Source organism: Stenotrophobium rhamnosiphilum, from assembly GCF_003052265.1.
In the GTDB taxonomy this organism is placed as follows: Bacteria; Pseudomonadota; Gammaproteobacteria; order Nevskiales; family Nevskiaceae; genus Stenotrophobium; species Stenotrophobium rhamnosiphilum.
In genome coordinates this window covers 37,803-62,146 of the sequence record NZ_QANS01000004.1, presented here as the reverse complement: position 1 = coordinate 62,146, position 24,344 = coordinate 37,803, and the positions used below count along the sequence as shown (strand labels likewise).

The following is a 24,344-nucleotide window of genomic DNA, read 5'->3' as shown; positions in this document are numbered from 1 at the left end:
TGGGATGCAAAGTGGTAGTGAAAAGGAATTTCTTATGCGCACTTTAATCAGTATCGTTCTATCAGCTTTGGCGTTAACGGCTTGCGCCGTTGGCCCAGATTATCGTGCGCCAGAAACGCCTCCTACCGCATTGCTCAATGCGTCTTCGCCGTTATTCGTGGCGAAGAGTCCAGAAGCTGTGTGGTGGAATCAGTTCGAAGATGAAGAGCTGGATAGCTTGATTAGCCGCGCATTGGAAGCCAATCTGGATCTTCGCATTGCGATAGATCGTGTACGTGAAGCACGCGCCGTATTTGTTCAGAATAAATACGACTTTGCGCCGCATGCTCCAATGCGGGCTAATTACTCGCATGCAGATCAACAGCAACCAGGCTTAGGCTCTACGCGAGTCAATGCTGAGAGCTATAGCTTGGGCTTTGATGCGACTTGGGAGATTGATCTGTTTGGCCGTGTTCGTCGCTCTGTTGAAGCGGCGAAAGCTGATTTGGGTGCGCAGCAAGCCAATCTGCGTGATGCGCAAGTCACTATCGCTGCGGAAGTGGCACGTAATTACTTTGAATTACGCGGCACGCAAAAGCGTCTTGATGTCGCTCGTCGAAATCTGACGAGTCAGGATCAGACACAGCATCTCACTCAGCTGCGCTACGACGCTGGCCGCATCACTGAACTGAATGTGCAGCAAAGTCGTGCACGCCTTAAGGCGACGGAAGCAAGCATCCCACCGCTTGAAGCTGCCGAGAAACAGTATGGATATCGTCTCGCCGTGTTGTTGGGACAACGTCCCGGAGCGCTTGATGAAGAGTTGAAACCGGCAGAACTGCGTCCTTATGCCAAGGCGCTTCCGATTGGAGACGTCACCACCCTGCTCCGTCGCCGTCCGGATGTTCGCATTGCTGAAAGAGAGTTTGCAGCCGCTACCGCACGCGTTGGCGTGGCGACAGCAGATTTGTTCCCACGTGTGAATGTCACAGGCTTCGTTGGATTTCTTTCGGGCGACTTTGGGCGCTTGTTTAATTCCGGCGCCGGTAGTGATTCGCGAGCATGGTCTGTAACGCCATCAGTGAGCTGGGCCGCGTTGGATTTTGGATCGGTTAAAGCACGCTTACGTGCAAGCAAAGCTAGATCTGATGCCGCTGCAGTCAATTATGAAAAGGTTGTACTGACAGCGTTAGAAGATACCGAGAACAGTTTTGTGGCCTACAGCAAACGACAGGCACAACTTAAAAGTTTGAACGAACAGGCTGATGCATCGCGTCGTGCCGCTGATATTGCACAGATTCAATACCGCGAAGGCGTCGCAGATTTCTTGACCTTGCTAGACACGCAAAGAACACAGCTATCGGCTGAAGACGCAGTGGCAGAAGTACAAACAGCCGTGAATGTCGATGTCGTGGCGATCTATAAGGCTTTGGGCGGCGTGGGACAAGTTGATAGTCCCGCAACAGAACTTTCACGAAATGAGTAGGGAATTTTTTTAAACGCAGTCGAACAAGCTACTTCGAAATCACTCTTCGTAAAGCGCTGAGTGCTCTTTCAAGAGCGCCAATGCTTTAACAACTGAAGGATTCCAGCGCATGCTTTTTTGGCGTGAACGCTCCACTAGCCAGGCGCGATAGACCACGTCGATTCCATCGACTCGTGCAGTAATTTCGATATCGGTTTCCATGCAACCGGAAACGAGGTCCTCTTCAGCAGCGACCGTGCTCACTGCTACACGACGCAATAAAGCACGTAGATTGTCTGGATCTAATGCCGTATGAACCGCGCAGCCGAGCGCAAAGCCTGGGGCTGAGATATTGAAACTGCCAGACCCGGGCTTTAAGAAGGCACTTAACGCCAAAGCGATCAACACCGTGTCGTCGTAAGCGCGCAGCAACGGCCCTGACACAGAATTGGCGCGATACATCTCTGGACCCAGCAGGGCCTTCTTTAAGGTCCCAAGGCCTGGAGGCCAAGGCGGCTGCAATCTGAATTTTCTATTTGGATACATGACTTAACTTTTACCGCGCTCCGGGCTCACCACATGAGCTTTCATACGCATAAGCTTGTTTTATAAACCCCAACAACCCTGCTCCGCCGAAAACATTTTTCGACAGCGGTCAGTGAGTTGGGCTGAATTGATGATGTAATCATTTGATTACCATTCTAGCCGAGAGTATAAATCCGCGTATGAAGCCACTCACCCAACGCCAAACCCAAGCACTTCGGTTCATTACTGAGTTCATGGGCGAACAAGGCATTCCACCTACGCGGACGGATCTCGCCATTGAATTGGGGATCACCCGCAAGGCGGCGCACGTGCTGATTCACACCTTGGCCAAAAAAGGCCATCTCGAAATTATTGCGGGCTCTTCACGCGGCATTCGGCTCATCACTGATGAGGAACATGTTGCACCGCCTCCGCACTCGCTACCTTTGATTGGCCACGTCGCTGCGGGCCCACCTGTTCTAGCCACTGACGAAGTCGATGACTGGATACGCGTCGATCCGAGTTTGTTTCATCCAAAACCTGATTACCTGCGAAAGGTCAGCGGCACCAGCATGATTGATATGGGCATTCAGAATGGCGATCTCGTTGCCATTCGCAGTCAGCCCACTGCTGATAATGGTCAGGTTGTCGTGGCCAAACTCTTTCGCGGAGTCGAGCCTGAAATCACCGTGAAGAAATATCGTCAGCGCGGCAACAAGGTTGAATTGATTCCACGCAACAGCGAAATGGAAACAATCGTCATTGATCTGCGCGAAGAATCCTTCGAGATCGAAGGCTTGTATTGCGGACATATTCATCTCAACAAAAGCCGTCGATGAGTCGGGCGCAAGCCATCGCCCAAGAGATCGGCTCCTCGCATCTCTGGCTGGGACGACAGCTCGCTGTATCTCCGGCACAAAGTACGGGCTTTGCGGCGCTCGACAATGTCTTACCGGGTCGCGGCTGGCCGATTGGCGCATTGACGGAATTGATTCCGACGGTTGAAGGCATTGGAGAGTTGCGATTGCTACTCCCTGCCCTGCGCGCTTTAAGTCGTGATCAGGGACGTCCCATCGTTTTTATTCGTCCGCCGCACGTGCCGTATGCGCCCGCACTAGCGCGAGCTGGCTTATCGCTCACATCGATTATTCGCATTGAAACGCGTGATGATGAAGATGCGCGCTGGGCTGCGGAACAAACACTTCGTGAAGGCGTAGCCGGTGCAGTGCTCTTGTGGAGCAGAGCAGACGCTGATCTTCCACTACGACGCTTACAACTAGCGGCACAAGAAGGACAGGCACTGGCCTTTTTGTATCGTCATCCACGTTGTCTCCAAAACGCTTCACCGGCGGCGGTTCGATTAACACTCAATCCGGCACCGGGCGCGATTCGCATCACTGTGATCAAAGCGCGTGGCGGCACGCGAGAAGCGAGTTTGCTCTGTCCTCTGCGGGAAGCCGCGTGAAGCGGGCAAGCGATCATGCTCTGGCTCTGCCTTTCCCTACCCCAATTGCCTCTGGAGGCATGCGCACCGCGGAATGAAGGCTGCGTGGCGATTACAGATCGCAAAGGTGCTCGCCGCTGGTTGATCGCATGTAATCAGGCCTGCACCGCAAACGGCATTCATGCGGGTCTTGATGCCGCTGCTGCGTTGGGACTTCATCCAGATCTGCAACTCATTCCTCGTTCACGTCGAGCCGAGCGCGAGGCATTAAAAGCGCTGGCGATCTGGGCCGGACAGTTCAGCGGTTTTATTTCTTTTGATGCAGAGCGCTTGCTGCTGTGGCTAGAGATTGGCAGCAGCCTGCGTTATTTCGGCGGCCTCGCCACACTTGAGAAAAACATCCTGACGAGTCTCGATGCACTGGGATACACCGGTCATCCGGGTATTGCGCGGACACCAGAAGCTGCGGCACTGATCGCATATGCAGGCGCATCACATTGCATTGAAGAGAACGATTCTCTGCGCTTGCGACTCTCACCGCTTTCACTTCATCGCCTCGCCTTATCGGATAGCAGCTTGCTAGCGCTGCAAGAGAGTGGACTGCGAACCATTGGTGAAATTCTGGCGCTGCCACGCGCGAGTCTTGCGCGCCGTCTTGGACCTGCAGCAACGTTGTACCTCGCACGTCTACTCGGTGAAGTGCCTCACCCGCTTCTCGCTTACCGCGCGCCGGATCGTTATCAGCGGCGCTTTGAATTCTTCGGCGCCATCGAAACTTTTGAAGGCCTGCTGTTTCCGCTCAAACGTATTCTGGGCGAACTCGAAGGTTATCTGCGCTCTCGTGATACCGCGATTCAAGATTTGAAAGTGGTGTTTACCCACGAGCAACACGCACCAACGACGTTACAGATTCGAACGACCATGCCGCTGCGCGATGCAAGCAAGCTGCTGGCATTGCTGCGCGAGCGCTTGGAGCGTGTGCCCTTTAGTGCGGCTGCTGAAGGCATTATTGTTTCTGCCGAACGCTTCGTGCCACTGGGCGACACCCAACTGGATCTGCTCGACGCCAAGCGACGTCGCAATGAAACCTGGGCTGGGCTACTCGACAAACTCAGAGCGCGCTTGGGAAATGATGCGGTTCATCATCTGGGCCTGCGCGACGATCATCGTCCAGAGCAAGCCTGGTGCATTGCTTCTGATCAAGCACCAACAGATATTCCACCGATTGAAGTGGAGCGCCCGCTCTGGTTACTAAAAAGTCGTCAACTCTCTTATCTTCCGAAAATCATCGGAAAGCCAGAGCGCATTGAAGGCGGCTGGTGGCAAGGCGACGATGTGTCTCGCGACTACTACGTTGCGGATAGTCCTGATGGCTCCCGCTTGTGGCTATATAAAGACCTGACGACAGGACATTGGCATCTGCAAGGCCTGTGGGCATGAGCTACGCCGAACTGCACTGTCTGAGCAATTTTTCGTTTCTGCGCGGAGCTTCGCACGCGCACGAACTCGTACGTCGCGCTCAAGCGCTTGGATATTCAGCACTCGCGATTACAGACGAGTGTTCACTCTCTGGCATTGTTCGCGCGCACGAAATCGCCAAAGAGACCGACTTCAAATTAATCATCGGCAGCGAGTTTCGAATGCCTGATGATCAACGCATTGTTCTGCTAGTGCCTGACGCTCACGCCTACACACAACTGTGTGAACTCATCACGCGTGCACGGCGTCAAGCAAAGAAAGGTAGTTACATCATCGGCTATGCCGATTTCCTGAATGCCGATCGCTGCATCGGCTTATGGGTGCCGGGCCAGAAGATTGCTGAGGAGAGCCTGCAACAATTCGCAGCGCTGCCACTGACAGATCGCTACATCGCCTTTAGCCATCATCTTGCATCCGACAGTGAGAATCGGCTCACGCAATTAAGTGGATTGGGACGTCGGCACCATATAAGTCTAATCGCTACCGGCGAAGTCTATTACCACGAGCGCGAACGTCGCCCCTTGCATGACACGCTCACCGCAATTCGTCTCAAGACTACCGTCGATGCAATTGGGCGTTCCGGATTTGCCAATAGCGAGCGACACCTGCGCCCTATCTCAACACTGCAAAAACTATATCCGCCAGAACTCATCAGCAACACATTGAAGGTGGCTGATCAATGCCATTTCAAAATGTCCGAGCTGCACTACGAGTATCCAGAAGAGCTCGTTCCTCAAGGATGCACAGTCACACAGCACTTACGACAATTGACCGAAGCGGGGCTGCATAGACGATGGCCTAAGGCAGTGCCCGACAAAGTTCGCGCGCTAGTTGAAAAAGAACTCTTACTTATTGAAGAGCTGAAATACGAGCACTTTTTTCTGACAGTCGCGGACATTGTTCAATTCGCCAGATCACAAAATATTCTCTGTCAGGGACGTGGCTCCGCTGCCAATTCGACCGTCTGTTATGCGCTGGGGATTACAGAGGTTGATCCGGCTCGCATTAGCATGCTGTTTGAACGCTTCATTTCAAAAGAACGCGCAGAACCGCCGGACATCGATGTCGACTTTGAACATCAGCGGCGCGAAGAAGTTATTCAGTACATCTATAACAAGTACGGTCGCGAACGTGCAGCGCTAGCCGCCACCGTGATCTGCTATCGAACAAAAATGGCAGTACGCGATGTTGGTAAAGCGCTCGGGTTGCCACTTGATCTGGTCGATGCACTTTCGAAATCCATGTACTGGTTTGATCGCAAATCCGTGTTGCCTGATCGCCTTCTCAAACTGGGCTTTGATCCTGAGTCACGCTTAAGTCAGCAGCTCTACGCGCTCGTTGAACAGCTTGTTGGGTTCCCGCGTCATTTGTCACAGCATGTCGGCGGCTTTGTGATTTCACATCATCCGCTCAGCACGCTCGTTCCCGTCGAGAACGCGGCGATGCCGGATCGAACAATCATCCAATGGGACAAGGAAGATCTGGAAACACTCGGCCTCCTCAAAGTTGATTGTCTGGCACTGGGCATGCTCTCTGCCATACGACGCTGCCTAGACATGGTTGGCGCTTACAAAGGACAAACCATGACGATGGCCGACATCCCTGCGGAGGATCCGGCAACCTATGCCATGTTGTGCCGCGGAGAATCGGTCGGTGTTTTTCAGGTGGAATCTCGCGCACAGATGTCGATGTTGCCGCGACTCAAACCTGCACACTATTACGATCTGGTGGTGCAAGTTGCGATCGTTAGACCTGGCCCTATTCAAGGCGGCATGGTGCATCCGTACCTGCGTCGCCGTCAGGGCAAAGACAAGATTAGTTATCCGAGTCCTGAATTAGAAAAAGTGCTCGGGCGCACCTTCGGCGTTCCGTTATTTCAGGAACAGGTGATGGAGATCGCAGTTGTTGCCGCAGGTTTCACGCCGGGCGAAGCCGATCATGTAAGACGCTCTATGGCAGCGTGGCAGCGTCGAGGTGGGCTTGATCATTTTCACGACAAGCTAACGAATGGCATGTTGGAACGTGGCTATACCGCAGAATTTGCAGAACAGATTTATCAGCAAGTCTTGGGTTTTGGCTCTTATGGTTTTCCGGAATCACACGCCGCCAGTTTTGCACTACTTGCTTATGTTTCAGCTTGGCTGAAATGTCACGAGCCTGCAGCGTTCTGTGCCGCACTCTTAAACGCCCAACCGATGGGCTTCTATGCCCCTGCACAGCTCGTCAACGAAGCTCAACGGAATGGCGCTGTCTTTCTACCCATTGATATTCGTTATAGCCAATGGGATAGCGTGATCGAATTGCAGACTGATCAATCGCCTGCAGTTCGGTTTGGTTTCCGAATGGCATCAGGCATGCCGAAGGAGGAAGCGGAACGGATTGTTTCAGAGCGAACGCAAGGCCCATTCAAATCCATCGACGAGCTTGCTGCTCGCGCCCAACTTTCAAAGAAGGCAATCAATGCACTGGCTGAAGCCAATGCACTGCAATCTTTAGCGGCGCATCGACACTTGGCACGCTGGTCTGCACTGGGCGTAGAACACCTGCCCGGCTTTCTGGCTGAGACATCAATGCCTGAAGCGTCCATCACATTACGAGCACCGAGCGAGGCCCAAAATATTGTTGCGGATTACCGGAGCACTGGACTCACACTCGGTCGCCATCCACTAGCACGCCTCAGACCACGTCTTGATGCATTGAAAGTAAAACGATCCGAAGAGCTCGCCAAACTCCCCAGTGGCCGCTATGTCCGTATCGCAGGCTTAGTCACTCATCGCCAACGACCACAAACCGCAGCCGGCATTATGTTTGTCAGCCTTGAGGACGAAACAGGAATTTCAAATCTTGTGCTGTGGAAGAGCGTTCAAGAGAACCAGCGGCAAGACATCTTAAGTGCGCAGTTGATGATCGTTTACGGAGAGCTGCAGAAGGAACAAGGAGTGATTCACGTCGTAGCCAAAAAAGTTCGCGACTACAGTCATTGGCTTGGACAGCTTTCGACCGGCTCTAGGGATTTTCGTTAAAAATAACCGGCGAGTAGTCGCATCCTGCTTCCCCCCATGGGATCACTTTCAGGCTGCCATTGGCAGCCTTTTTTTTCGCTATATTGTACTTTGCGTACCCAATCGGTAGCATGCCATGACTAGATATGAGGCGTGGCCGATAGGGCACTCCATGAACAACAATACTCTGGCATTGAAGCCAAGTCTGCTGAAGTGCTGTTTGCAAGGCCAAGAAAATTGAGGCACTTACTTTTCCAAGCCAAATCGTCGATTGGTCGCGGACCCAATCTATCAGTCAATAGATCCGCTTCAGGCTGCGCAAGAAGAACTCGATACTTCCTTTCATCCGGGCGCAAAAATGGGAATTCGGGTCGCCGAAGATTCAATCTTTCGCATTCTTGCGATAAATCAACAAGCCTCACAATCCCCCCGTTTTTTCGACCGACTTAGGACCTCTTCGCCTCAGCTGGGATATTTCCCTTATTCCGGCTACAAAATCGATAGTCCTGATTTTTTTATTGATCTTATAGTCATTAAAAGCCAACCGATCATAGCTGCTACTTCAGTCAGACCATAGCCGTAGCGCGGATGTATCCCCTATACACGTTTCCTCCTACCCATAGCCTTCCGAATCAATGGTCTTGGGCGGCTATGGACGGCGACTCCGTATCTAGCGATGCAGAAACGGAGCACTGCCGAACAATTGAATCCCTACTTAAGGGAAAAATCTGCTCTGAGATACGGAGTACCAACAAAAAACCCGCCAATGGCGGGCTTTTATAGCTGACCAAGGCAAAAACCTCGGTGACAGCGGACTAATTGGCGGTCTTAGCAATTTACGAAACGACTGACGGCTTCAGCAAAAAAACGCGCGCAACGTCCTAACTTCTCGCGACTATTTTTTAACCAAAATGCATCGTCTCGTTAGCGGAGAAAAAACGCGGGAAAAATACGCGAAAATTCACATGCCGAACCAAAAAATACTGCTCAAAAATGCGCTGAATTTCGGGCAATAAAAAACCCCTGTTTATCTTTAATAAACAAGGGCTTACCTTGTTGGCGGAAAGAGAGGGATTCGAACCCTCGATACGGTTTGACCCGTATACACGCTTTCCAGGCGTGCTCCTTAAACCACTCGGACATCTTTCCGTTTTGCATACTGGTACTGCGGAGGGCGCGGATTCTACCGTAGTTGAAGCCGTCTAAGCACTAGGCTCAGGATTTATTCGGCGTTGGGACCATTCTTGGCGGGGCATCCAGGCATTGCATGCCCTTCTTTTCGCCTATGGAACCGTCTTTGGTCTTAGAAGCGAAAGGCACCATCTGAGCAACTGGCGCTGGAATCACCAAGGCAGCGGAGGACGTCGGCATTTTGAGGCCCTGCAGTTCTGGCGGTTGCAGGCTGTAGGCGCGCTGGTATTCCTGCTCGCCCACGCAGTGTGCGCTGCTGGCGCAGCCGGTCACTGAGGCAGCCAACACGAGGGTCAAAGCAAACTGGATTTTCAAGACAAGGCTCCCGCCACACGCAAGGCATTACGCACCTGATCCTGAGGCTGCGCAGACATCGGCACCAGCGGTAGGCGAATGCCCGCAGGCAGACGACCCATTTGGTTGAGTGCCCACTTCACCGGAATCGGATTGGGTTCGAGGAACAGCACGCTGTGCAGTTCAGCAACGCGCGCGTCGAGCTTCTCGGCTAGTGCCTTGTCGCCCTTGAGTGCGGCCACGCACATCTCATGCATGATGCGCGGCGCAACATTGGCGGTGACGGAAATATCGCCATGGAAGCCCATCAACATGGACTCACGCGCAGTAGCGTCATCGCCGGTGTACAGGGCGAAATCGCGCGGCAAGCCCAGATCCAGCAACTCTTGGATGCGCGACAGCTCACCCTTGGCTTCTTTAATGCCAATGATGTTGCGGATTTCGGAGAGGCGCTTAACCGTTGCAGGCAACATGTCGACGCCAGTACGGCCCGGCACGTTGTACAGAATGATCGGCAAATCGACCGCTTCAGCAACTGCCTTGAAGTGGCGATACAAGCCTTCTTGCGGTGGCTTGTTGTAGTACGGCGTCACCATCAACGCAGCGTCTGCGCCAACTTCTTTGGCGAGGCGCGTCAGCTCGAGAGCTTCGGTTGTGGAATTTGCGCCAGTGCCGGCAATGATCGGGATGCGACCTTTCGCGTGCTTGACTACGCGACGAACCACTTCAATGTGTTCATCGGTATCTAACGTTGCGGATTCGCCGGTGGTGCCAACCGCCACAATAGCGTCGGTGCCTTCGGCAATATGCCAATCCACGAGTGCCGCGAGGCTGTCGAAATCGACGCCACCATCGGGGTACATAGGAGTGACAACGGCGACAATGCTGCCCTTAATCATGCAGGAGTTCTGGAGTTCAGAGAGGGTTTCGATTATAGCCTTTGGAGCGCATTGCCGCGAGCAAGTTCCCGGTATCTTTGGGGTCCTAAAAAATCGGCTTGCTTCGTCAGCCGTGAGCGTTACACTTCGCCCATAAGCCGCTATCCACTGACCATGTCCGTTTCCACTGAAAATCTGCTGTCTATCTCGGTCCTCGCAAGATCACGACCGAATATCCCCTTGGACCTGTTTAAAGCCATCCGCGAACGCGGTTGCGAAGTCGAAGACTGCCGGATTGCCCCGATTGGCGACCGTCTCGCCGCAAATATGGTGGTTTCTGGCAACTGGAGCGCGTTGGGCCGACTCGAAACCGCCCTGCCCGGCATCGCTGAAAAGCTGGACCTGCAAGTGCGCTTTGAGCGCTGCGAAGCCCGTCAGGTCAACCCAGAATTCCGCCCTTACGGCGCCGAAGTCATCGCGCCACAGCAGCAAGACCTGCTGGTTCATCTGCTTGAATTTTTCAACGGCCAAGATGTCGAAGTAGCAGAAATCTCGACACAGAAGTACACCTCCACCTACACCGGCGCCGAGATGTGCAGCGTGCAAATGGTGCTGCATGTGCCCGTCAACCAACATCCGCAGGCTTTACGCGAAGCCTTCATGGATTTGTGCGACGATCTCAACGCCGATGGAATGATGGACCCGATCAAGACCTGAACGGAATACAAAACGAATGACCCTAGAAGTGGGCGACAAAGCTCCAGATTTGAAACTGCCAGCTACTGGCGGCAAAGAGATCAATCTCAAAGACTACAAAGGTCGAAAACTCGTTGTTTATTTTTACCCGAAGGACAACACGCCGGGCTGCACGCAGGAAGGCCGTGATTTCCGCGATCTCTATAAAGAATTCCAGGACGCAGGCGCAGACATTATTGGCGTCTCCAAAGACAGCCTGCGTTCGCACGAAAACTTCATCGAGAAGTTTCAGTTTCCATTTCCACTGATTGCCGACACCGAGCAACAGCTCTGCGACGCTTTCGGCGTGATTGTCGAAAAAAGCATGTACGGCAAAAAATACATCGGCATTGATCGCAGCACTTGGATCTTCGACAAGAAGAATGTGCTGAAAAAATCCTGGCGCGGCGTGAAAGTAAAAGGCCACGCTGAAGAAGTACTGAGAGCGGTCCAGGGCCTTTGATCTCTCAACCGATTCAAGTTGGTTTCACTACCGCCAAATTCGGCGGCACGACTTCCCCCGACCCTCTGCAGTTCACTGCAGGGGGTCTTGTACTTATAGCGGCCCGCTTCTTGCGTCACCTGATGTTGTTGTGTGGTGTTTTACTGTTTTTAAAAAATCGTAATCCCTATAGCTCGAATGCCCTTCACGGGTGAGATCTCAATGACCGCCAAAGCCTCGACAAAACGCAAACTCTTCGTCCTTGACACCAATGTGCTGATGCACGACCCCTCCAGTATTTTCCGCTTCGAAGAGCACGATTTGTTTATTCCGATGTATGTGTTGGAAGAACTCGACGCTGCAAAAAAAGGTACTAGCGAAGTTTCACGTAATGCACGACAGGTCAGCCGTTTCTTTGAACAGCTGATGCGCGACAAAACGCACAAGCAAATCGCAGAAGGTCTCGCACTTCCCTCCATTCAAAATCAGGCAGGCGGCAAAGGCAGCATCGCAACGGGTCATCTTTATTTTCAAACGCAGGCGCTAGACGCCACGCTCACCGATGTATTGCCCGGCAACAAAGCCGACAACAACATTCTCAAAACCGCGCTCGCACTCAAGACCAAGTTCTCCGGTCGCCCGGTGATTCTGGTTAGCAAAGACATCAACCTGCGTATCAAGTCCGCGATTGTCGGCGTGCCGACCGAGGACTATCACAACGATCAAGTGCTGGACGATCTCAAGCTGCTGTATAGCGGTCACCTCGCTCTGCCGGACAACTTCTGGCAGACGCATGGCGACAAGATGGAAAGCTGGCACGACAACCATGGTCGCGTGAGCTATCGCATCAAAGGTCCGTTGGTGAAAAAGTGGCATGCCAATCAGTTCCTCTACATGCCGGATGAAAGCGAACACGGCTTAGAGCTTTGCGTTCACTCGATTGAAAAAGATACGGCGATCCTCCGCGTCGTGCGTGATTATCGTCACGGCAAAACGCCGGTCTGGGGCATCCACGCCAAGAATCGTGAACAGAATTTCGCACTCAACTTGTTGCTTGATCCTGAGATCGATTTCGTCACGCTCCTCGGCGCGGCAGGCACAGGTAAAACCTTGCTCACGCTTGCAGCAGGCCTCTCGCAAACACTCGATGAAAACCGCTACCGCGAGATCATCATGACGCGCGTCACCGTGCCGGTTGGCGAAGACATCGGCTTCTTGCCAGGCACGGAAGAAGAAAAGATGACGCCATGGATGGGCGCACTGATGGACAACCTCGAAGTGCTGACGCAGAACAGCGGCGGCGGCGATTGGGAACGCGCAGCAGCGAATGATCTGATTGCCAAACGCATCAAGATTCGCTCGCTCAACTTCATGCGAGGCCGCACCTTCCTCAATCGCTTAGTCATCATCGACGAAGCGCAGAATCTCACCGCCAAGCAAATGAAAACACTGGTCACCCGTTGCGGCCCGGGCAGCAAGATGGTTTGCCTCGGCAACCTCGCGCAGATCGATACGCCATATTTGTCCGAGACCACTTCCGGCCTCACCAATGTCGTTGATCGATTCCAAGGCTGGGCACACGGCGGTCACGTCACTCTCGCTCGCGGTGAACGTTCACGTCTGGCTGCACACGCCTCCGAGGTTCTGTGAGTCTTACAAGCCTCAAAGACGGTGCGATGTCCATCGCACTCAAGGCCTACTTGAATGACAAGTTCAAGGAATATGGCGAAGTGATGGACTGCGAAATCGACACGGTTACTGCACGCATGAGTCTGCATGCCTTACTGCATGGAGAATTAGCACCAGTGACCGTGGCGGTTGAGCGTTACGACATCAAGCGCGACGGCGAAGGCACCTTTGTATTGCTACTGGAATTCAGCAGCTCACGCTCGTGGCTCACAACGCTGCTGAATAGTTTGTTTGCTGGGAAACGCTACGCAATTCCTTCGGCAATCGGCGCATTGTTGTAAGCAGTAAACCAAGTCATGACGCTGACACTTGCCGCACTCTGTGGCTTCGCATTTCTTGCAGGCTTTATTGATGCCGTGGTGGGTGGCGGTGGACTGATTCAAGTCCCTGCGCTCTTCGTACTGCTTCCTCAGGTGCCGCCAGCAACGCTGCTCGGCACTAACAAGTTCGCCAGCGTTTGGGGCACCAGCATTGCGACGGCGCAATATGCACGACGGGTCAGCATGCCCTGGCATGCACTGCTGCCTGCATGCGCAGCAGCATTCGCTTTCAGTTTTTTTGGCGCGCATACGGTGAGTGCTTTGCAGCCGGACGTACTACGACCGCTGATTCTTGTGCTGATGATTGCGGTGCTGGCTTACACCTTATGGAAGAAAGATCTCGGCGCGCTGCATGCACCAAAGCTCACGCGCAATCATGAAATCGCTACCGGCATTGTGGTGGGCTGTGTGCTCGGTTTCTATGATGGATTCTTTGGTCCGGGCACTGGCAGCTTTTTGATCTTCGCTTTTGTCGGCTTATTTGGTTTTAGTTTTTTGGCCGCGTCTGCTTCAGCCAAAGCAGTGAATGCCACAACCAATCTCGCCGCGGTCGGATATTTTGTCTACACCGATAACGTGCTCTACAAAATGGCTTTGCCGATGGCGGCGTGCAATATCGCCGGGTCAATCATCGGGACACGACTAGCCCTGCGCAAAGGCAGCGGCTTTGTGCGTGGTTTATTTATTGTGGTGGTGTGCGCGCTGATTGCGCGTTTCGCCTGGGATGCTCTTGCGCGTTAAGCGCGATCGCCAGAGAAGCTCATCGTTGCCGCGACATTCGGCAAGCCTTGCATCAGCATCAGCAAACGATCCAAGCCTAGCGCCACGCCTGCGCAATTCGGCAAACCACTTTCCAATGCTGCAATCAGGTTCTGATCGTAAGGCGGCACGATGTGACTCTGTGCCTTGCGCCAAGCTTGGTCCGATTCAAAGCGACGGCGCTGCTCGGCAGCATCAGCCAACTCATGAAAACCATTGGCCAACTCAATACCCTGCCAGAACAATTCGAAGCGTTCTGCGATATCACCATTGATGCGCGAGAGCGCGGCCTGCGACGCTGGGAAATCATAGAGAAACACAGGCGACTCACGACCCAACTGAGGTCCAACCTTGTGCGACATGATGAGATCGAGCCAGAAGTCGCGTTCCGCCGCTTGCGCACCCGCATCACTATCGAAGCTAACCGCGCCGCGTAGTTGCTCAAGCGTCGCAGTGAATGGATCGAGTCCCGCATAGCGCAAAAAGGCATCTCGATAAGTGAGACGTTCAAAGCTTGCGCCAGACACCCCGACTGCATGCAAAAGCTCTTCGACTTCACCCATCAAACGATGATGGTCATAGCCGGGCTGATACCACTCCAGCATCGTGAATTCAGCATTGTGATGACGGCCTGATTCTTCGCGACGGAAGACGTGGCAGATCTGATAGATCGAACCACTGCCTGCACAAAGTAAACGCTTCATCGCAAACTCAGGCGAAGTCTGCAGCCAACCATCGCCTGTGCTGTAACTCTCGATGTGACGATCTACGGTGGCGTGTACCGACAGAATTGGCGTATCCACTTCAAGAACTTTTCGCGCAACAAAAAAAGCGCGGACGGAACTGAATAGTTCCGCCCGCGCTTTGAGTGTTTCCAGTGTTGCGCTCGGCTGCCAGTTCTGTGCGGTCATTTGAAATGTGTCCAGAACTGGATCCCCGCCTTCGCGGGGATGACGCCTATGAAATTACTTTCCTGCGCGCGACATGTACTCGCCAGTGCGCGTATCGCACTTCACCATTTCGCCCTGCTGCACGAACAACGGCACGCGAACGATTGCGCCGGTTTCCAGCGTTGCTGGCTTGCCGCCACCGCCTGAGGTGTCACCACGCAGGCCTGGATCCGTTTCCGTGATCAGCAGCGTCACGGTGTTCGGAGGAGTTACGCCAATCGCCACACCGTTGAACAACAGCACGCGGCAGGTTTCTTCACCTTTGATCCACTTGGCCGCTTCTTCAGCAGCCGCCTTCACAGCCTGGATCTGCTCGAACGAAGCTGGGTTCATGAAATGCCAGAACTCGCCATCGTTGTAGAGGTACTGCATTTCGATTTCTTCGATGTCCGCAACTTCCAGCGTGTCGCCAGACTTGAGCGTGCGCTCAAGAACGCGGCCGGTTTTGAGATTGCGAATCTTGATCGAATTGGTGGCCTGGCCTTTGCCCGGCTTGTGATATTCGTTGTCGATAACGGAGAACGGTACGCCGTCGATCAACACCTTGGTGCCCGACTTCATTTCATTAGTGCTAACGTTCGCCATAAAGGTCTGCCTTGGTTTGTAGGAAAATAGATACTGTTGTGAGAGCTGTGCTGGATGGCACAATGCGGCGCGCATGATACCTAAACCGACATTTTCGCGACAGCAGGCCCCGCTGTGGCAACACGAACTGCGCAAGGCCTTTGCACGTCCCGCGGACCTGCTGGAGTTCTTGCAGCTCGATCCAGCCCTGCCCGCCCTCCAGCTAGAACGCCTCCGAGACTTCCCACTACGGGTCCCGCATGGCTTTGCCGGGCGCATGAAAAAAGGTGATGCCAGCGACCCCCTGTTCCTCCAGGTTTGGCCGCAAGCGCGCGAAGCAGAGGACACCCCGGGCTTCTCGCAGGATGCCGTTGGCGACCTGCACAAGCTCAAACCCGGCGGCCTGATCCACAAATATGAAGGCCGGGCCCTAGTTGTGGCCACGGGTGCCTGCGCTATCAACTGCCGGTATTGCTTCCGCCGCCACTTCCCCTATTCCGACGCCATTGCTGCGCGCGGCCACTGGCAGGAAACCCTGCGCCAGTTGCAGAGCGACCCCAGCATTGAAGAAGTGATTCTGTCTGGCGGAGACCCCTTATCACTGTCTGACGACAAGCTCGCCGAGCTGGTCACAGCACTGGATGCGTTGCCGCAGCTGCGCCGCCTGCGCATCCACACCCGTCAGCCCGTCGTATTGCCAGAGCGCGTAGATGATCACTTGCTGTCATGGATTAGCGGCACCCGGCTCAAAGTGGCCGTGGTCATTCATGCCAACCATGCTAATGAGCTGGATAGCAGTGTCGCCGCCGCGCTGGAACGCCTGCGCGATGCTGGTGCAACGCTGCTAAATCAAGCCGTTTTATTGAAGGGCGTCAACGACAGCGTCTCAGCTTTAGAGGACCTCTCTAAAAAACTGTTTGATTGCGGCGTATTGCCCTACTATCTGCACATGCTTGATCGGGTCGCGGGGGCGGCTCATTTCGAAATCCCATTAGAGGAGGCTACAGCCTTGATGCAAGCGCTTTCTTCACGACTCTCTGGTTATCTTGTCCCACGACTAGTTCGTGAGGACGCGGGCGCCCCATCGAAGACGCTGCTGCCATGGTAGGTAATCCTCCGGCCCAGAATCCCGCAACCGTGACCAATACCGTCATTCTGGTTGCCAGCGATTCTGAAAATACGGCCAAGCGCATTGAAAGCCATATGCGCAATGCGGGCCATCCCGTCCGCGTTGCATGGGCCACAACCATTGAAGAAATCGAAGATGCGCTCAGCGAAGGCTTCTTTGATCTGCTGCTCTGCGCCCAAGGCCTTCAGCACGCCCCCTTGCCCGACGTTGTTGGGCTTTGCTCCAAATTAAATCCCGATCTGCCTGTGCTGCTGTTGGCTGATCAATATTCAGACAACGCCACTTTGCAGGCCTTGGCCTCTGGCGCCCGCGATCAAGTGTCGTATGAAGATGACCGCCACATGCGCCATCTCGAACTGATCTGCCTGCGCGAGCTGAGCAATCACCAAAATCTGCGCGAACTGAAAACCGCGCGCGCACGTCTGCAGGATTTCGAGTCACGCCATAACGAATTGCTGGCTAGCAGCGTCGACGCCGTGGCCCAAATTCAAGAAGGCATTCTGGCAACCGTTAATCCGGCATTCGCGCAGTTGCTGGGTTACGCATCTGAAGAAGATCTGATCAGCCTGCCACTGATGGATCTGGTCAGCGCCGAATCGCAGGCCAAGATCAAAGAACATCTAAAACTGCTCAACAAAGGCAAGGCGAAGAAAGGCCCTGTCGAATTCAATCTGCTCAAAGAAGGCGGTGCCAAAGCCTCTGTCGTTGCTCAAATTGAACAGAATCGTATTAATGGCGAAACCTTCATTGAGTTAACTATTCGCCCGGAACGTCGTACCAAGCCAGGTAACTCAGGTGGCGATGGGACTTCTGGTCGTGTCGCCTTCCTTGATGCCTTAGGTGAAAAACTGACTGCGCCACATACGCAGTGCAGCGCGGCTGTATTTATTGCGGTTGACGCTCACGACAGTTTTGAAGAGCGTCTGGGCTTTCATGATGCCGAAGAAGCTTTCGTGCATCTGATCGAATGGACACGCACACGTCTGACTCCGCAGGACCAGCTATTCCGAGTTTCTACTGGCGAACTCGCTCTGTTAGTTGAGCGCAAAGATCTTGCCGAGCTTGAGAAGTTCTGCGACAGCTATTGCCGCGAATCCAGACAGCAGATTTTTGCGACGAAGAATCACGAAGCGCAGGTCTCGGTCAGCATCGCTGCTCACCCTTATCAGGAAACGGAGCAAGCTCTGAATATCGCCAACGAGACCATTCGCGCCGTTCGCAAGCTCGTGTCCAGTGGCGGTAAACAACACTTAATCATTGGCGCAACCGCTCAAAATTCAGTTGAAGAACGCGTCGAGTCTGAAAAGGCTGAGCAAATTAAAAAGGCACTCGAAGAGAATCGGATGCGCTTGTCGTATCAGTCGATTGCTAGCCTCGAAGGCGATACGCGTCAACATTACGATGTGCTGTTGCGCATGGTTGATGAAGGCGGCACTGAATTAACCGCCAGCGACTTTATTCACTCCGCCGAAAAATTCGGGCTCATGCGCGATCTTGATCGCTGGGTCATTAACCGCGTGCTCAAACTCATTGAGAAACGCAAAAGTGCCGATGTCGGTTCTTCAGTATTCGTCAAAGTTTCTGAAGAAACGCTTAAAGATCCAGAAGGTTTTATTGCTTGGCTTGCTGAGGCCGTTAAAGCTCGCCCATTGAAGGCGGATGAGCTGGTCTTTGAGTTCCAGGAACTGCGCCTGCAAAACCATATTCGCAAAGCCAAATCGCTGACCAAGTCCCTACGCGAGATGGGTGCTTATGTTGCGATTGAGCACTTTGGCGTAGGCACGGGCTCGCTGCAGATGCTGGAACACATCCCAGCCAACTACGTAAAGTTCCACCCCGACTTCACGCGCAACTTTAACGACAAAGAACAATTCAAAAAGATGTCGCAGTTGATGGAAGCGGCGAAGCAGCGCAGCATGAAAACCATCGTCAGCCATGTGGAAGATGCCAATGTCATGGCGCGCCTCTGGCAGATGGGCGTTAACTACATCCAAGGCTTCCAAGTGCAGGAACCGGAAGTTGTGCAGTTAACGGCCGATCCGCGCGGCTAGTTTGCATCGACGTCATCAGAAACAGAAAGGGCGGCCAATGGCCGCCCTTTTTATTACAACATTGAATCGCAGACTTACTGAACCGCACTGCCTGCGTTCTGCAGCGCGTTGATACGAACTTCCAGCGGCGGATGCGTTGCAAACAGCGCCATCACACCACCACCTTCGCGAATGCCCATCGCCGTCATCTGCTTAGGCAGGGTCGATGGCAGTTCGTGCGCAGCTTTGAGGCGTTGCAGCGCAGCGATCATCTTGCGCTTGCCGGCCAGATGCGCACCGCCTGCATCGGCACGGAATTCGCGCTGACGCGAGAACCAAGCCACCACCATGCTGGCGAGGAAGCCCAGCAGAATCTGCATCACAAACACCGTCACCATGTAACCAATGCCGGGGCCGCTGTCACGGTTGTTGCCGCGATTGAGGAAGCTGTCGACCAGATAGCCGATGACGCGAGAGAGGAAGAACACGAAGGTGTTCACCACGCCCTGCACCAGCGTCAGCGTCACCATATCGCCGTTAGCGATGTGCGAGATTTCGTGGCCCAGAACCGCTTCCACTTCGTCTTGCTGCATCGTCTGCATCAAACCGGTTGAGACCGCGACCAGCGAGCTGTTCTTGCTCATACCGGTGGCAAATGCATTCGGCTCCGGCGAATCAAAGATCGCCACTTCAGGCATGTTGATGCCTGCAGCGCGAGCCTGACGCTCCACGGTGTTCAGCAACCACATTTCAGCCGAGTTAGACGGCTGCGTGATTACGCGGGCGCCCGTCGTTCTCTTGGCCATCCATTTCGAGATCGCCAGTGAGATGAAAGCGCCGCCAAAACCAAAGATTGCCGACATGCCGAGTAGCGCGCCGTAGTTCATGCCATTGGCCGTCAGATAACGGTCAAGGCCGAGCACGGAGGCTACAACGGACAGAACCAGCATGATGGCGACGTTGGTGGCAATCAGTAGAAAGATGCGTTTCATATAACCGTAATTCAGTGGGTGTTAGAGATTAGTGAGGGCTTGGACTGTGAATTCAATATAAAGTTTTTGTAAATATTTCTCGCTGCCCGGCTTTAAACGCTCATGCTATCGACGCGCTGGAAACCGCGCGGCAAATGCCCACCACGAGATGCACGAGCGCCAATATATCCTTCTAAATCAGATGGTTTTAGCGTTAAGCTGCGCTTACCGCACAGCAGCGTTAGCGATGACCCAGCCGGAACGACGCAGGCCGCCAGGATGCGATCTTCACCTTTGAGCGTGACGAGCTTGTTGCCCTTGCCCTTGGCCATTTCTGGCAATTCAGACAATGGGAACACCAGCAAGCGGCCTTCCGCTGTTGCCAGCGCATAGCGGTCCTTGGCTGGATCGCGCGTCAAACAAGGCAGCAATGCGTTGGAGTCCTTGCCCACCGTGATCACGGCCTTGCCCGCACGATTACGCGCCTGCAACTCTCCGAGGCCGACATAGAAGCCGTAGCCCTCGTCACTGCCCAGCACGTAACGTTCGCTGTTGTCGCCAAACATCATCGAAATGATTCTGGCGCCATCTTGCAGATCAAGCTTGGTGGTGACTGGCTCGCCCTGCGAACGTGCAGACGGCAGCTCGCGCGCATTCAGCGTGTAGCAACGACCCTTGCTGTCGAGCAGCACGAGCAGCTGATTGGTCTTGCCCAGCGCCGCGCAGAGGAACTCATCGCCTGCTTTGTAGCTGAGCGACTGTGGATCAATTTCGTGACCCTTACCTGCACGAATCCAACCGGCCTTCGACAGCACAACGGTGACGGCTTCTGCTGGCGTAATGTCGGCGGCTTCCAGCGCCTGTGCGGGCGGCTTGGCGTTGATATTGCAGCGACGGATATCGCCGTACTTCTTGGCGTCTTCCTTGATTTCTTCGCCGATCAATTTCTTCAGCTTGTCGTCGTCGCCCAGCAGTTCTTCAAGCGTTGCGCGCTCAATCGCGAGTTCAGCTTGCTCGCCTTTGATCTTGATCTCTTCCAACTTCTGCAAGTGGCGCAGCTTGAGATCGAGGATCGCTTCCGTCTGAATTTCAGACAGCGCGAAGGTGCGCATCAGTTCAGCTTTTGGATCTTCTTCGTAACGAATGATGCGGATCACTTCGTCAATATTGAGGAAGGCGATCAGCAAGGCATCCAAGATGTGCAGACGATCATTGACCTTCTGCAAACGATGATTCAGACGACGCGTGACGGTGGCGAAACGATAGTCCAGCCACTCGGTCAGAATTTCCTTGAGGTTTTTGACCTTAGGACGACCATCCAAACCAATCATGTTGAGATTGACGCGGAAGCTCTTCTCAAGATCGGTGGTCGCATACAAATGCGCCATCAAAGCTTCGGCATCAACGCGATTCGAGCGCGGGATGATGACCAAGCGCGTTGGATTTTCGTGATCCGATTCGTCGCGCAGATCTTCAACCAGCGGCAGCTTCTTGGCGCGCATCTGGTCAGCGATCTGCTCAAGAATTTTGGCTGGCGACACCTGATGCGGCAGCGCAATGATGATGATGTTGCCGGTGTCTTCGTCACGCTCCCAACGAGCGCGAGCACGAACCTGACCGTTACCGGTTTGGTAAATCTTCAACAGGTCATGTGGCTCGGAAACAATTTCGCAGCCGGTCGGATAATCCGGGCCTGGCACGAACTCGCAAAGTTTTTCGATCTGCGCGTTTGGATGTTTGAGCAGATGCAAACAAGCCTGCGCCAATTCGCGCAGATTATGTGGCGGGATATCGGTGGCCATACCCACTGCGATACCCATCGTGCCGTTAACCAACACGTTCGGCATACGCGCTGGCAACAGCTTCGGCTCGTTCATCGTGCCGTCGAAATTCGGCACCCAATCCGCAGTTCCTTGATCCAACTCAGCGAGCAACGACTGCGCATAAGGCGCGAGACGCGATTCGGTGTAACGCATTGCAGCGAAGGACTTGGGATCGTCTTGCGAACCCCAGTTGCCTTGGCCATCCACCAGCGGATAGCGATACGCAAACGGCTGCGCCATCGTCACCATCGCTTCGTACACGGAGGTATCACCGTGCGGATGGAATTTACCAATGACGTCACCGACCGTACGCGCCGATTTTTTGTGCTTGGACGTCGACGACAAACCCAATTCGCTCATCGCATAAACAATGCGGCGCTGTACCGGTTTCAAACCATCGGTGACGTGCGGCAGTGCGCGATCGAGCACCACGTACATTGAATAATCGAGATAAGCCTTTTCCGCAAAAACACGTAACGGTTGGCGTTCAGTTTCCATTACGTCGCTCATACTTCAATCTCCGCCTTGTTACCGTTCCGCTCAAGCCAATCCTTACGATCATTGGCGCGCTTCTTCGCCAACAACATGTCCATCAATTTATCGGCCGCGTTGATTTCGCCTTCGACTTCGTCGTCCAGCGTCATCTGCACGAGTCGGCGCGTGTCCGGCATCATCGTGGTTTCGCGCAACTGCAGCGGATTCATTTCGCCGAGACCTTTAAAGCGCGTGACTTGCACCTTGCTGCGATTGTGCTCGGCGGTGAGGCGATCCAATACGCCGTCACGCTCTGCTTCATCGAGTGCGTAGAACACCTGCTTGCCTGCGTCGATACGGAACAACGGAGGCATTGCGATGTAGATGTGGCCTGCATTGATCAGCGGGCGGTAATGCTTGAGGAACAATGCGCAGAGCAGCGTGGCGATATGCAGACCGTCGGAGTCAGCGTCAGCCAGCACGCAGATTTTTCCGTAGCGCAGACCAGATAAATCGCTGCTGCCCGGATCAACGCCAATCGCAACGCTGATGTCGTGAATTTCCTGCGAGCCCAAGGCTTCGTTGGAATCCACTTCCCATGTATTCAGAATTTTTCCGCGCAGCGGCATGATCGCCTGCGTATCACGATCACGTGCTTGCTTGGCAGAACCGCCTGCGGAGTCACCTTCTACAAGAAACAATTCGGTTTGCTTGAGATCAGTTGAAACGCAATCTGCCAGCTTGCCCGGCAATGCCGGACCGCTGGTGATTTTTTTGCGGACAACTTGTTTAGCCAGCTTGAGACGCGCATTCGCGTTTGCGATGACCAACTGCGCAACGAGTTCGCCTTGATCTGGATGCTGGTTGAGCCACAGCGAGAATGCGTCATGCACGACGCCTGCAACAAACGTTGCGGATTCGCGTGAACTCAAACGCTCTTTAGTCTGACCAGCGAACTGCGGGTCCTGCATCTTTACGCTGAGCACATAAGCGCAGCCGTTCCACACATCTTCTGGCGTCAGCTTCATGCCGCGCGGCAGCAGATTGCGGAACTCGCAGAATTCGCGAATTGCTTCGGTCAAACCCGTACGCAAACCATTAACGTGCGTACCGCCTTGCGCTGTTGGAATCAGGTTGACGTAAGACTCAGCAACAACATCATTGCCGCCGTTGAGCCACAGCAATGCCCATTCAGCTTCTTCGCGAGGCGCGGAGAACTTGCCGATGAAAGGCTCTAACGGAACCGTTTCTGCACCGGCCAACGTATCCTTCAAATAATCCGCCAGACCGTTTTCGTACTGCCAAGCGCTCTGTTCTTTGTTGATCTGATCATCGAGCGTGACGCGCAGATTCGGGCACAGCACAGCCTTGGCGCGCAGCACTTGCTTGAGGCGTGGAATACCGAACTTGGAGACGTCAAAATATTTTGCGTCTGGCCAAAAACGCACGGTTGTTCCCGTACGATTTTTCGGAACGGTGCCAATCGGCTTCAGTTCGCTGGCCTTCTCACCGTTCTTGAACGTGATCATGTACTCGGTGCCACCGCGGCACACGCGCACTTCCAACAGCGTCGACAGCGCGTTGACGACGGACACACCCACGCCGTGCAAACCGCCAGAGAACTGGTACTGCTTGTTCGAGAACTTTGCACCGGAGTGCAGCTTGGTCAGGATCAGTTCAACGCCGGTGACTTTATGTTCCGGGTGAATATCGACCGGCATACCGCGGCCGTCGTCTGAAACTTGTAGCGAGCCGTCTTCAAACAAGACGACAGAAATCTGGCTGGCATGACCGGCCAAGGCTTCGTCGACTGAGTTATCGATGACTTCCTGCGCCAAATGGTTCGGGCGTGTGGTGTCGGTGTACATGCCCGGGCGCTTTCGCACCGGGTCTAGTCCTGAGAGGACTTCAATTGCTTCTGCGCTGTAATTATTAGTTGTTGCCATTCGATAGGTCAGATTTATAAGCAGACGTGAATAAGGGGAAGCACGCCTAGAGCGGCGGCAAGGTAACGGATGGCCTACCCTGTCGCAAGATTGACAGCAGGCACAGGCGCGCTATTGTCGCGCCGCTACACGTAAAATAAGGTTCGCTAGCTTTTTTTGAGGCCGCTTAAACTGGCCTCGCTGCGGATTTAGTTAGTTATAATATATTATTAATTATAATTCCATACATTATTTACAAACAGATTCAGGAGTCAT

General features: G+C 53.9%; 20 protein-coding genes and 1 tRNA gene. 12 read left to right on the top strand and 9 right to left on the bottom strand.

Annotated elements, in window-relative coordinates; all coding sequences use genetic code 11:
* Positions 1 to 34 precede the first annotated feature (34 nt).
* The gene (locus CJD38_RS11105; protein ID WP_206362965.1) at positions 35 to 1,465 is read left to right on the top strand and encodes an efflux transporter outer membrane subunit; all 1,431 of its coding nucleotides are present in this window, start codon (positions 35 to 37) and stop codon (positions 1,463 to 1,465) included.
* 39 nt (positions 1,466 to 1,504) lie between these two features.
* On the opposite strand, the gene CJD38_RS11100 is transcribed toward CJD38_RS11105, so the two are convergent.
* On the bottom strand, positions 1,505 to 1,906 hold the full coding sequence (locus CJD38_RS11100) for a hypothetical protein (RefSeq protein ID WP_107940429.1): 402 nt from the start codon (positions 1,904 to 1,906) through the stop codon (positions 1,505 to 1,507).
* Positions 1,907 to 2,169: 263 nt separating this feature from the next.
* Between CJD38_RS11100 and lexA the strand changes: the two genes are divergently transcribed.
* The 4 genes from lexA (at position 2,170) to CJD38_RS11080 (ending at position 7,915) form a co-directional block, all read left to right on the top strand.
* Positions 2,170 to 2,808, top strand: a complete 639-nt coding sequence (gene lexA, locus CJD38_RS11095; RefSeq protein WP_107940428.1) for a transcriptional repressor LexA — start codon at positions 2,170 to 2,172, stop codon at positions 2,806 to 2,808.
* Positions 2,805 to 3,434 carry a translesion DNA synthesis-associated protein ImuA gene (gene imuA, locus CJD38_RS11090; RefSeq protein ID WP_107940427.1) on the top strand — a complete coding sequence of 210 codons (630 nt, stop codon included), beginning with the start codon at positions 2,805 to 2,807 and terminating at the stop codon, positions 3,432 to 3,434. Before lexA ends, imuA begins: the two co-directional genes overlap by 4 nt.
* Positions 3,435 to 3,518: 84 nt before the next feature.
* Entirely contained in the window at positions 3,519 to 4,853 is a 1,335-nt protein-coding gene (locus CJD38_RS11085) for a Y-family DNA polymerase (protein WP_107940426.1), read from the top strand.
* A complete protein-coding gene (locus tag CJD38_RS11080; RefSeq protein ID WP_107940425.1) occupies positions 4,850 to 7,915 on the top strand; it encodes an error-prone DNA polymerase in 3,066 nt (1,021 codons plus the stop codon). Before CJD38_RS11085 ends, CJD38_RS11080 begins: the two co-directional genes overlap by 4 nt.
* Positions 7,916 to 8,951: 1,036 nt before the next feature.
* Here CJD38_RS11080 and CJD38_RS11075 read toward each other — a convergent pair.
* The 3 genes from CJD38_RS11075 to dapA all read right to left on the bottom strand — a co-directional run bounded on the left by CJD38_RS11075 (position 8,952) and on the right by dapA (position 10,278).
* A tRNA-Ser gene (locus tag CJD38_RS11075) sits at positions 8,952 to 9,043 on the bottom strand.
* Between the two features lie 66 nt (positions 9,044 to 9,109).
* Positions 9,110 to 9,400, bottom strand: coding sequence for a hypothetical protein (locus CJD38_RS11070; RefSeq protein ID WP_107940424.1), 291 nt, complete (start codon positions 9,398 to 9,400; stop codon positions 9,110 to 9,112).
* Entirely contained in the window at positions 9,397 to 10,278 is an 882-nt protein-coding gene (gene dapA / locus CJD38_RS11065) for a 4-hydroxy-tetrahydrodipicolinate synthase (protein WP_107940423.1), read from the bottom strand. The genes CJD38_RS11070 and dapA overlap by 4 nt, the downstream gene beginning before the upstream one ends.
* Positions 10,279 to 10,431: 153 nt before the next feature.
* Between dapA and CJD38_RS11060 the strand changes: the two genes are divergently transcribed.
* From CJD38_RS11060 to CJD38_RS11040, 5 genes are all read left to right on the top strand, one after another.
* On the top strand, positions 10,432 to 10,974 hold the full coding sequence (locus tag CJD38_RS11060) for a glycine cleavage system transcriptional repressor (protein ID WP_107940422.1): 543 nt from the start codon (positions 10,432 to 10,434) through the stop codon (positions 10,972 to 10,974).
* Between the two features lie 16 nt (positions 10,975 to 10,990).
* Positions 10,991 to 11,455 carry a peroxiredoxin gene (locus tag CJD38_RS11055; RefSeq protein ID WP_107940421.1) on the top strand — a complete coding sequence of 155 codons (465 nt, stop codon included), beginning with the start codon at positions 10,991 to 10,993 and terminating at the stop codon, positions 11,453 to 11,455.
* A 201-nt stretch (positions 11,456 to 11,656) separates the two neighbouring features.
* On the top strand, positions 11,657 to 13,084 hold the full coding sequence (locus CJD38_RS11050; protein ID WP_107940420.1) for a PhoH family protein: 1,428 nt from the start codon (positions 11,657 to 11,659) through the stop codon (positions 13,082 to 13,084).
* The gene (locus CJD38_RS11045) at positions 13,081 to 13,404 is read left to right on the top strand and encodes a hypothetical protein (protein WP_146165974.1); all 324 of its coding nucleotides are present in this window, start codon (positions 13,081 to 13,083) and stop codon (positions 13,402 to 13,404) included. The genes CJD38_RS11050 and CJD38_RS11045 overlap by 4 nt, the downstream gene beginning before the upstream one ends.
* Before the next feature lie 15 nt (positions 13,405 to 13,419).
* The gene (locus tag CJD38_RS11040; RefSeq protein ID WP_107940418.1) at positions 13,420 to 14,184 is read left to right on the top strand and encodes a sulfite exporter TauE/SafE family protein; all 765 of its coding nucleotides are present in this window, start codon (positions 13,420 to 13,422) and stop codon (positions 14,182 to 14,184) included.
* Here CJD38_RS11040 and epmA read toward each other — a convergent pair.
* Complete coding sequence (gene epmA / locus CJD38_RS11035) at positions 14,181 to 15,113, bottom strand: EF-P lysine aminoacylase EpmA (RefSeq protein WP_107940417.1); 933 nt, start codon at positions 15,111 to 15,113, stop codon at positions 14,181 to 14,183. The genes CJD38_RS11040 and epmA overlap by 4 nt on opposite strands.
* 54 nt (positions 15,114 to 15,167) lie before the next feature.
* The gene (gene efp / locus CJD38_RS11030) at positions 15,168 to 15,737 is read right to left on the bottom strand and encodes an elongation factor P (protein ID WP_107940763.1); all 570 of its coding nucleotides are present in this window, start codon (positions 15,735 to 15,737) and stop codon (positions 15,168 to 15,170) included.
* A 73-nt stretch (positions 15,738 to 15,810) separates the two neighbouring features.
* On the opposite strand from efp, the gene epmB reads away from it, so the two are divergent.
* On the top strand, positions 15,811 to 16,824 hold the full coding sequence (gene epmB, locus CJD38_RS11025; protein WP_107940416.1) for an EF-P beta-lysylation protein EpmB: 1,014 nt from the start codon (positions 15,811 to 15,813) through the stop codon (positions 16,822 to 16,824).
* Complete coding sequence (locus tag CJD38_RS11020; RefSeq protein ID WP_107940415.1) at positions 16,818 to 18,896, top strand: EAL domain-containing response regulator; 2,079 nt, start codon at positions 16,818 to 16,820, stop codon at positions 18,894 to 18,896. Before epmB ends, CJD38_RS11020 begins: the two co-directional genes overlap by 7 nt.
* A gap of 74 nt (positions 18,897 to 18,970) precedes the next feature.
* Here the strand turns inward: CJD38_RS11020 and htpX are convergent, their stop codons facing one another.
* From htpX to parE, 3 genes are all read right to left on the bottom strand, one after another.
* Positions 18,971 to 19,867 carry a protease HtpX gene (htpX, locus tag CJD38_RS11015; RefSeq protein WP_107940414.1) on the bottom strand — a complete coding sequence of 299 codons (897 nt, stop codon included), beginning with the start codon at positions 19,865 to 19,867 and terminating at the stop codon, positions 18,971 to 18,973.
* A gap of 92 nt (positions 19,868 to 19,959) precedes the next feature.
* Entirely contained in the window at positions 19,960 to 22,179 is a 2,220-nt protein-coding gene (parC, locus tag CJD38_RS11010; RefSeq protein ID WP_107940413.1) for a DNA topoisomerase IV subunit A, read from the bottom strand.
* Entirely contained in the window at positions 22,176 to 24,089 is a 1,914-nt protein-coding gene (gene parE / locus CJD38_RS11005; RefSeq protein WP_107940412.1) for a DNA topoisomerase IV subunit B, read from the bottom strand. Before parE ends, parC begins: the two co-directional genes overlap by 4 nt.
* Positions 24,090 to 24,344: the final 255 nt, after the last annotated feature.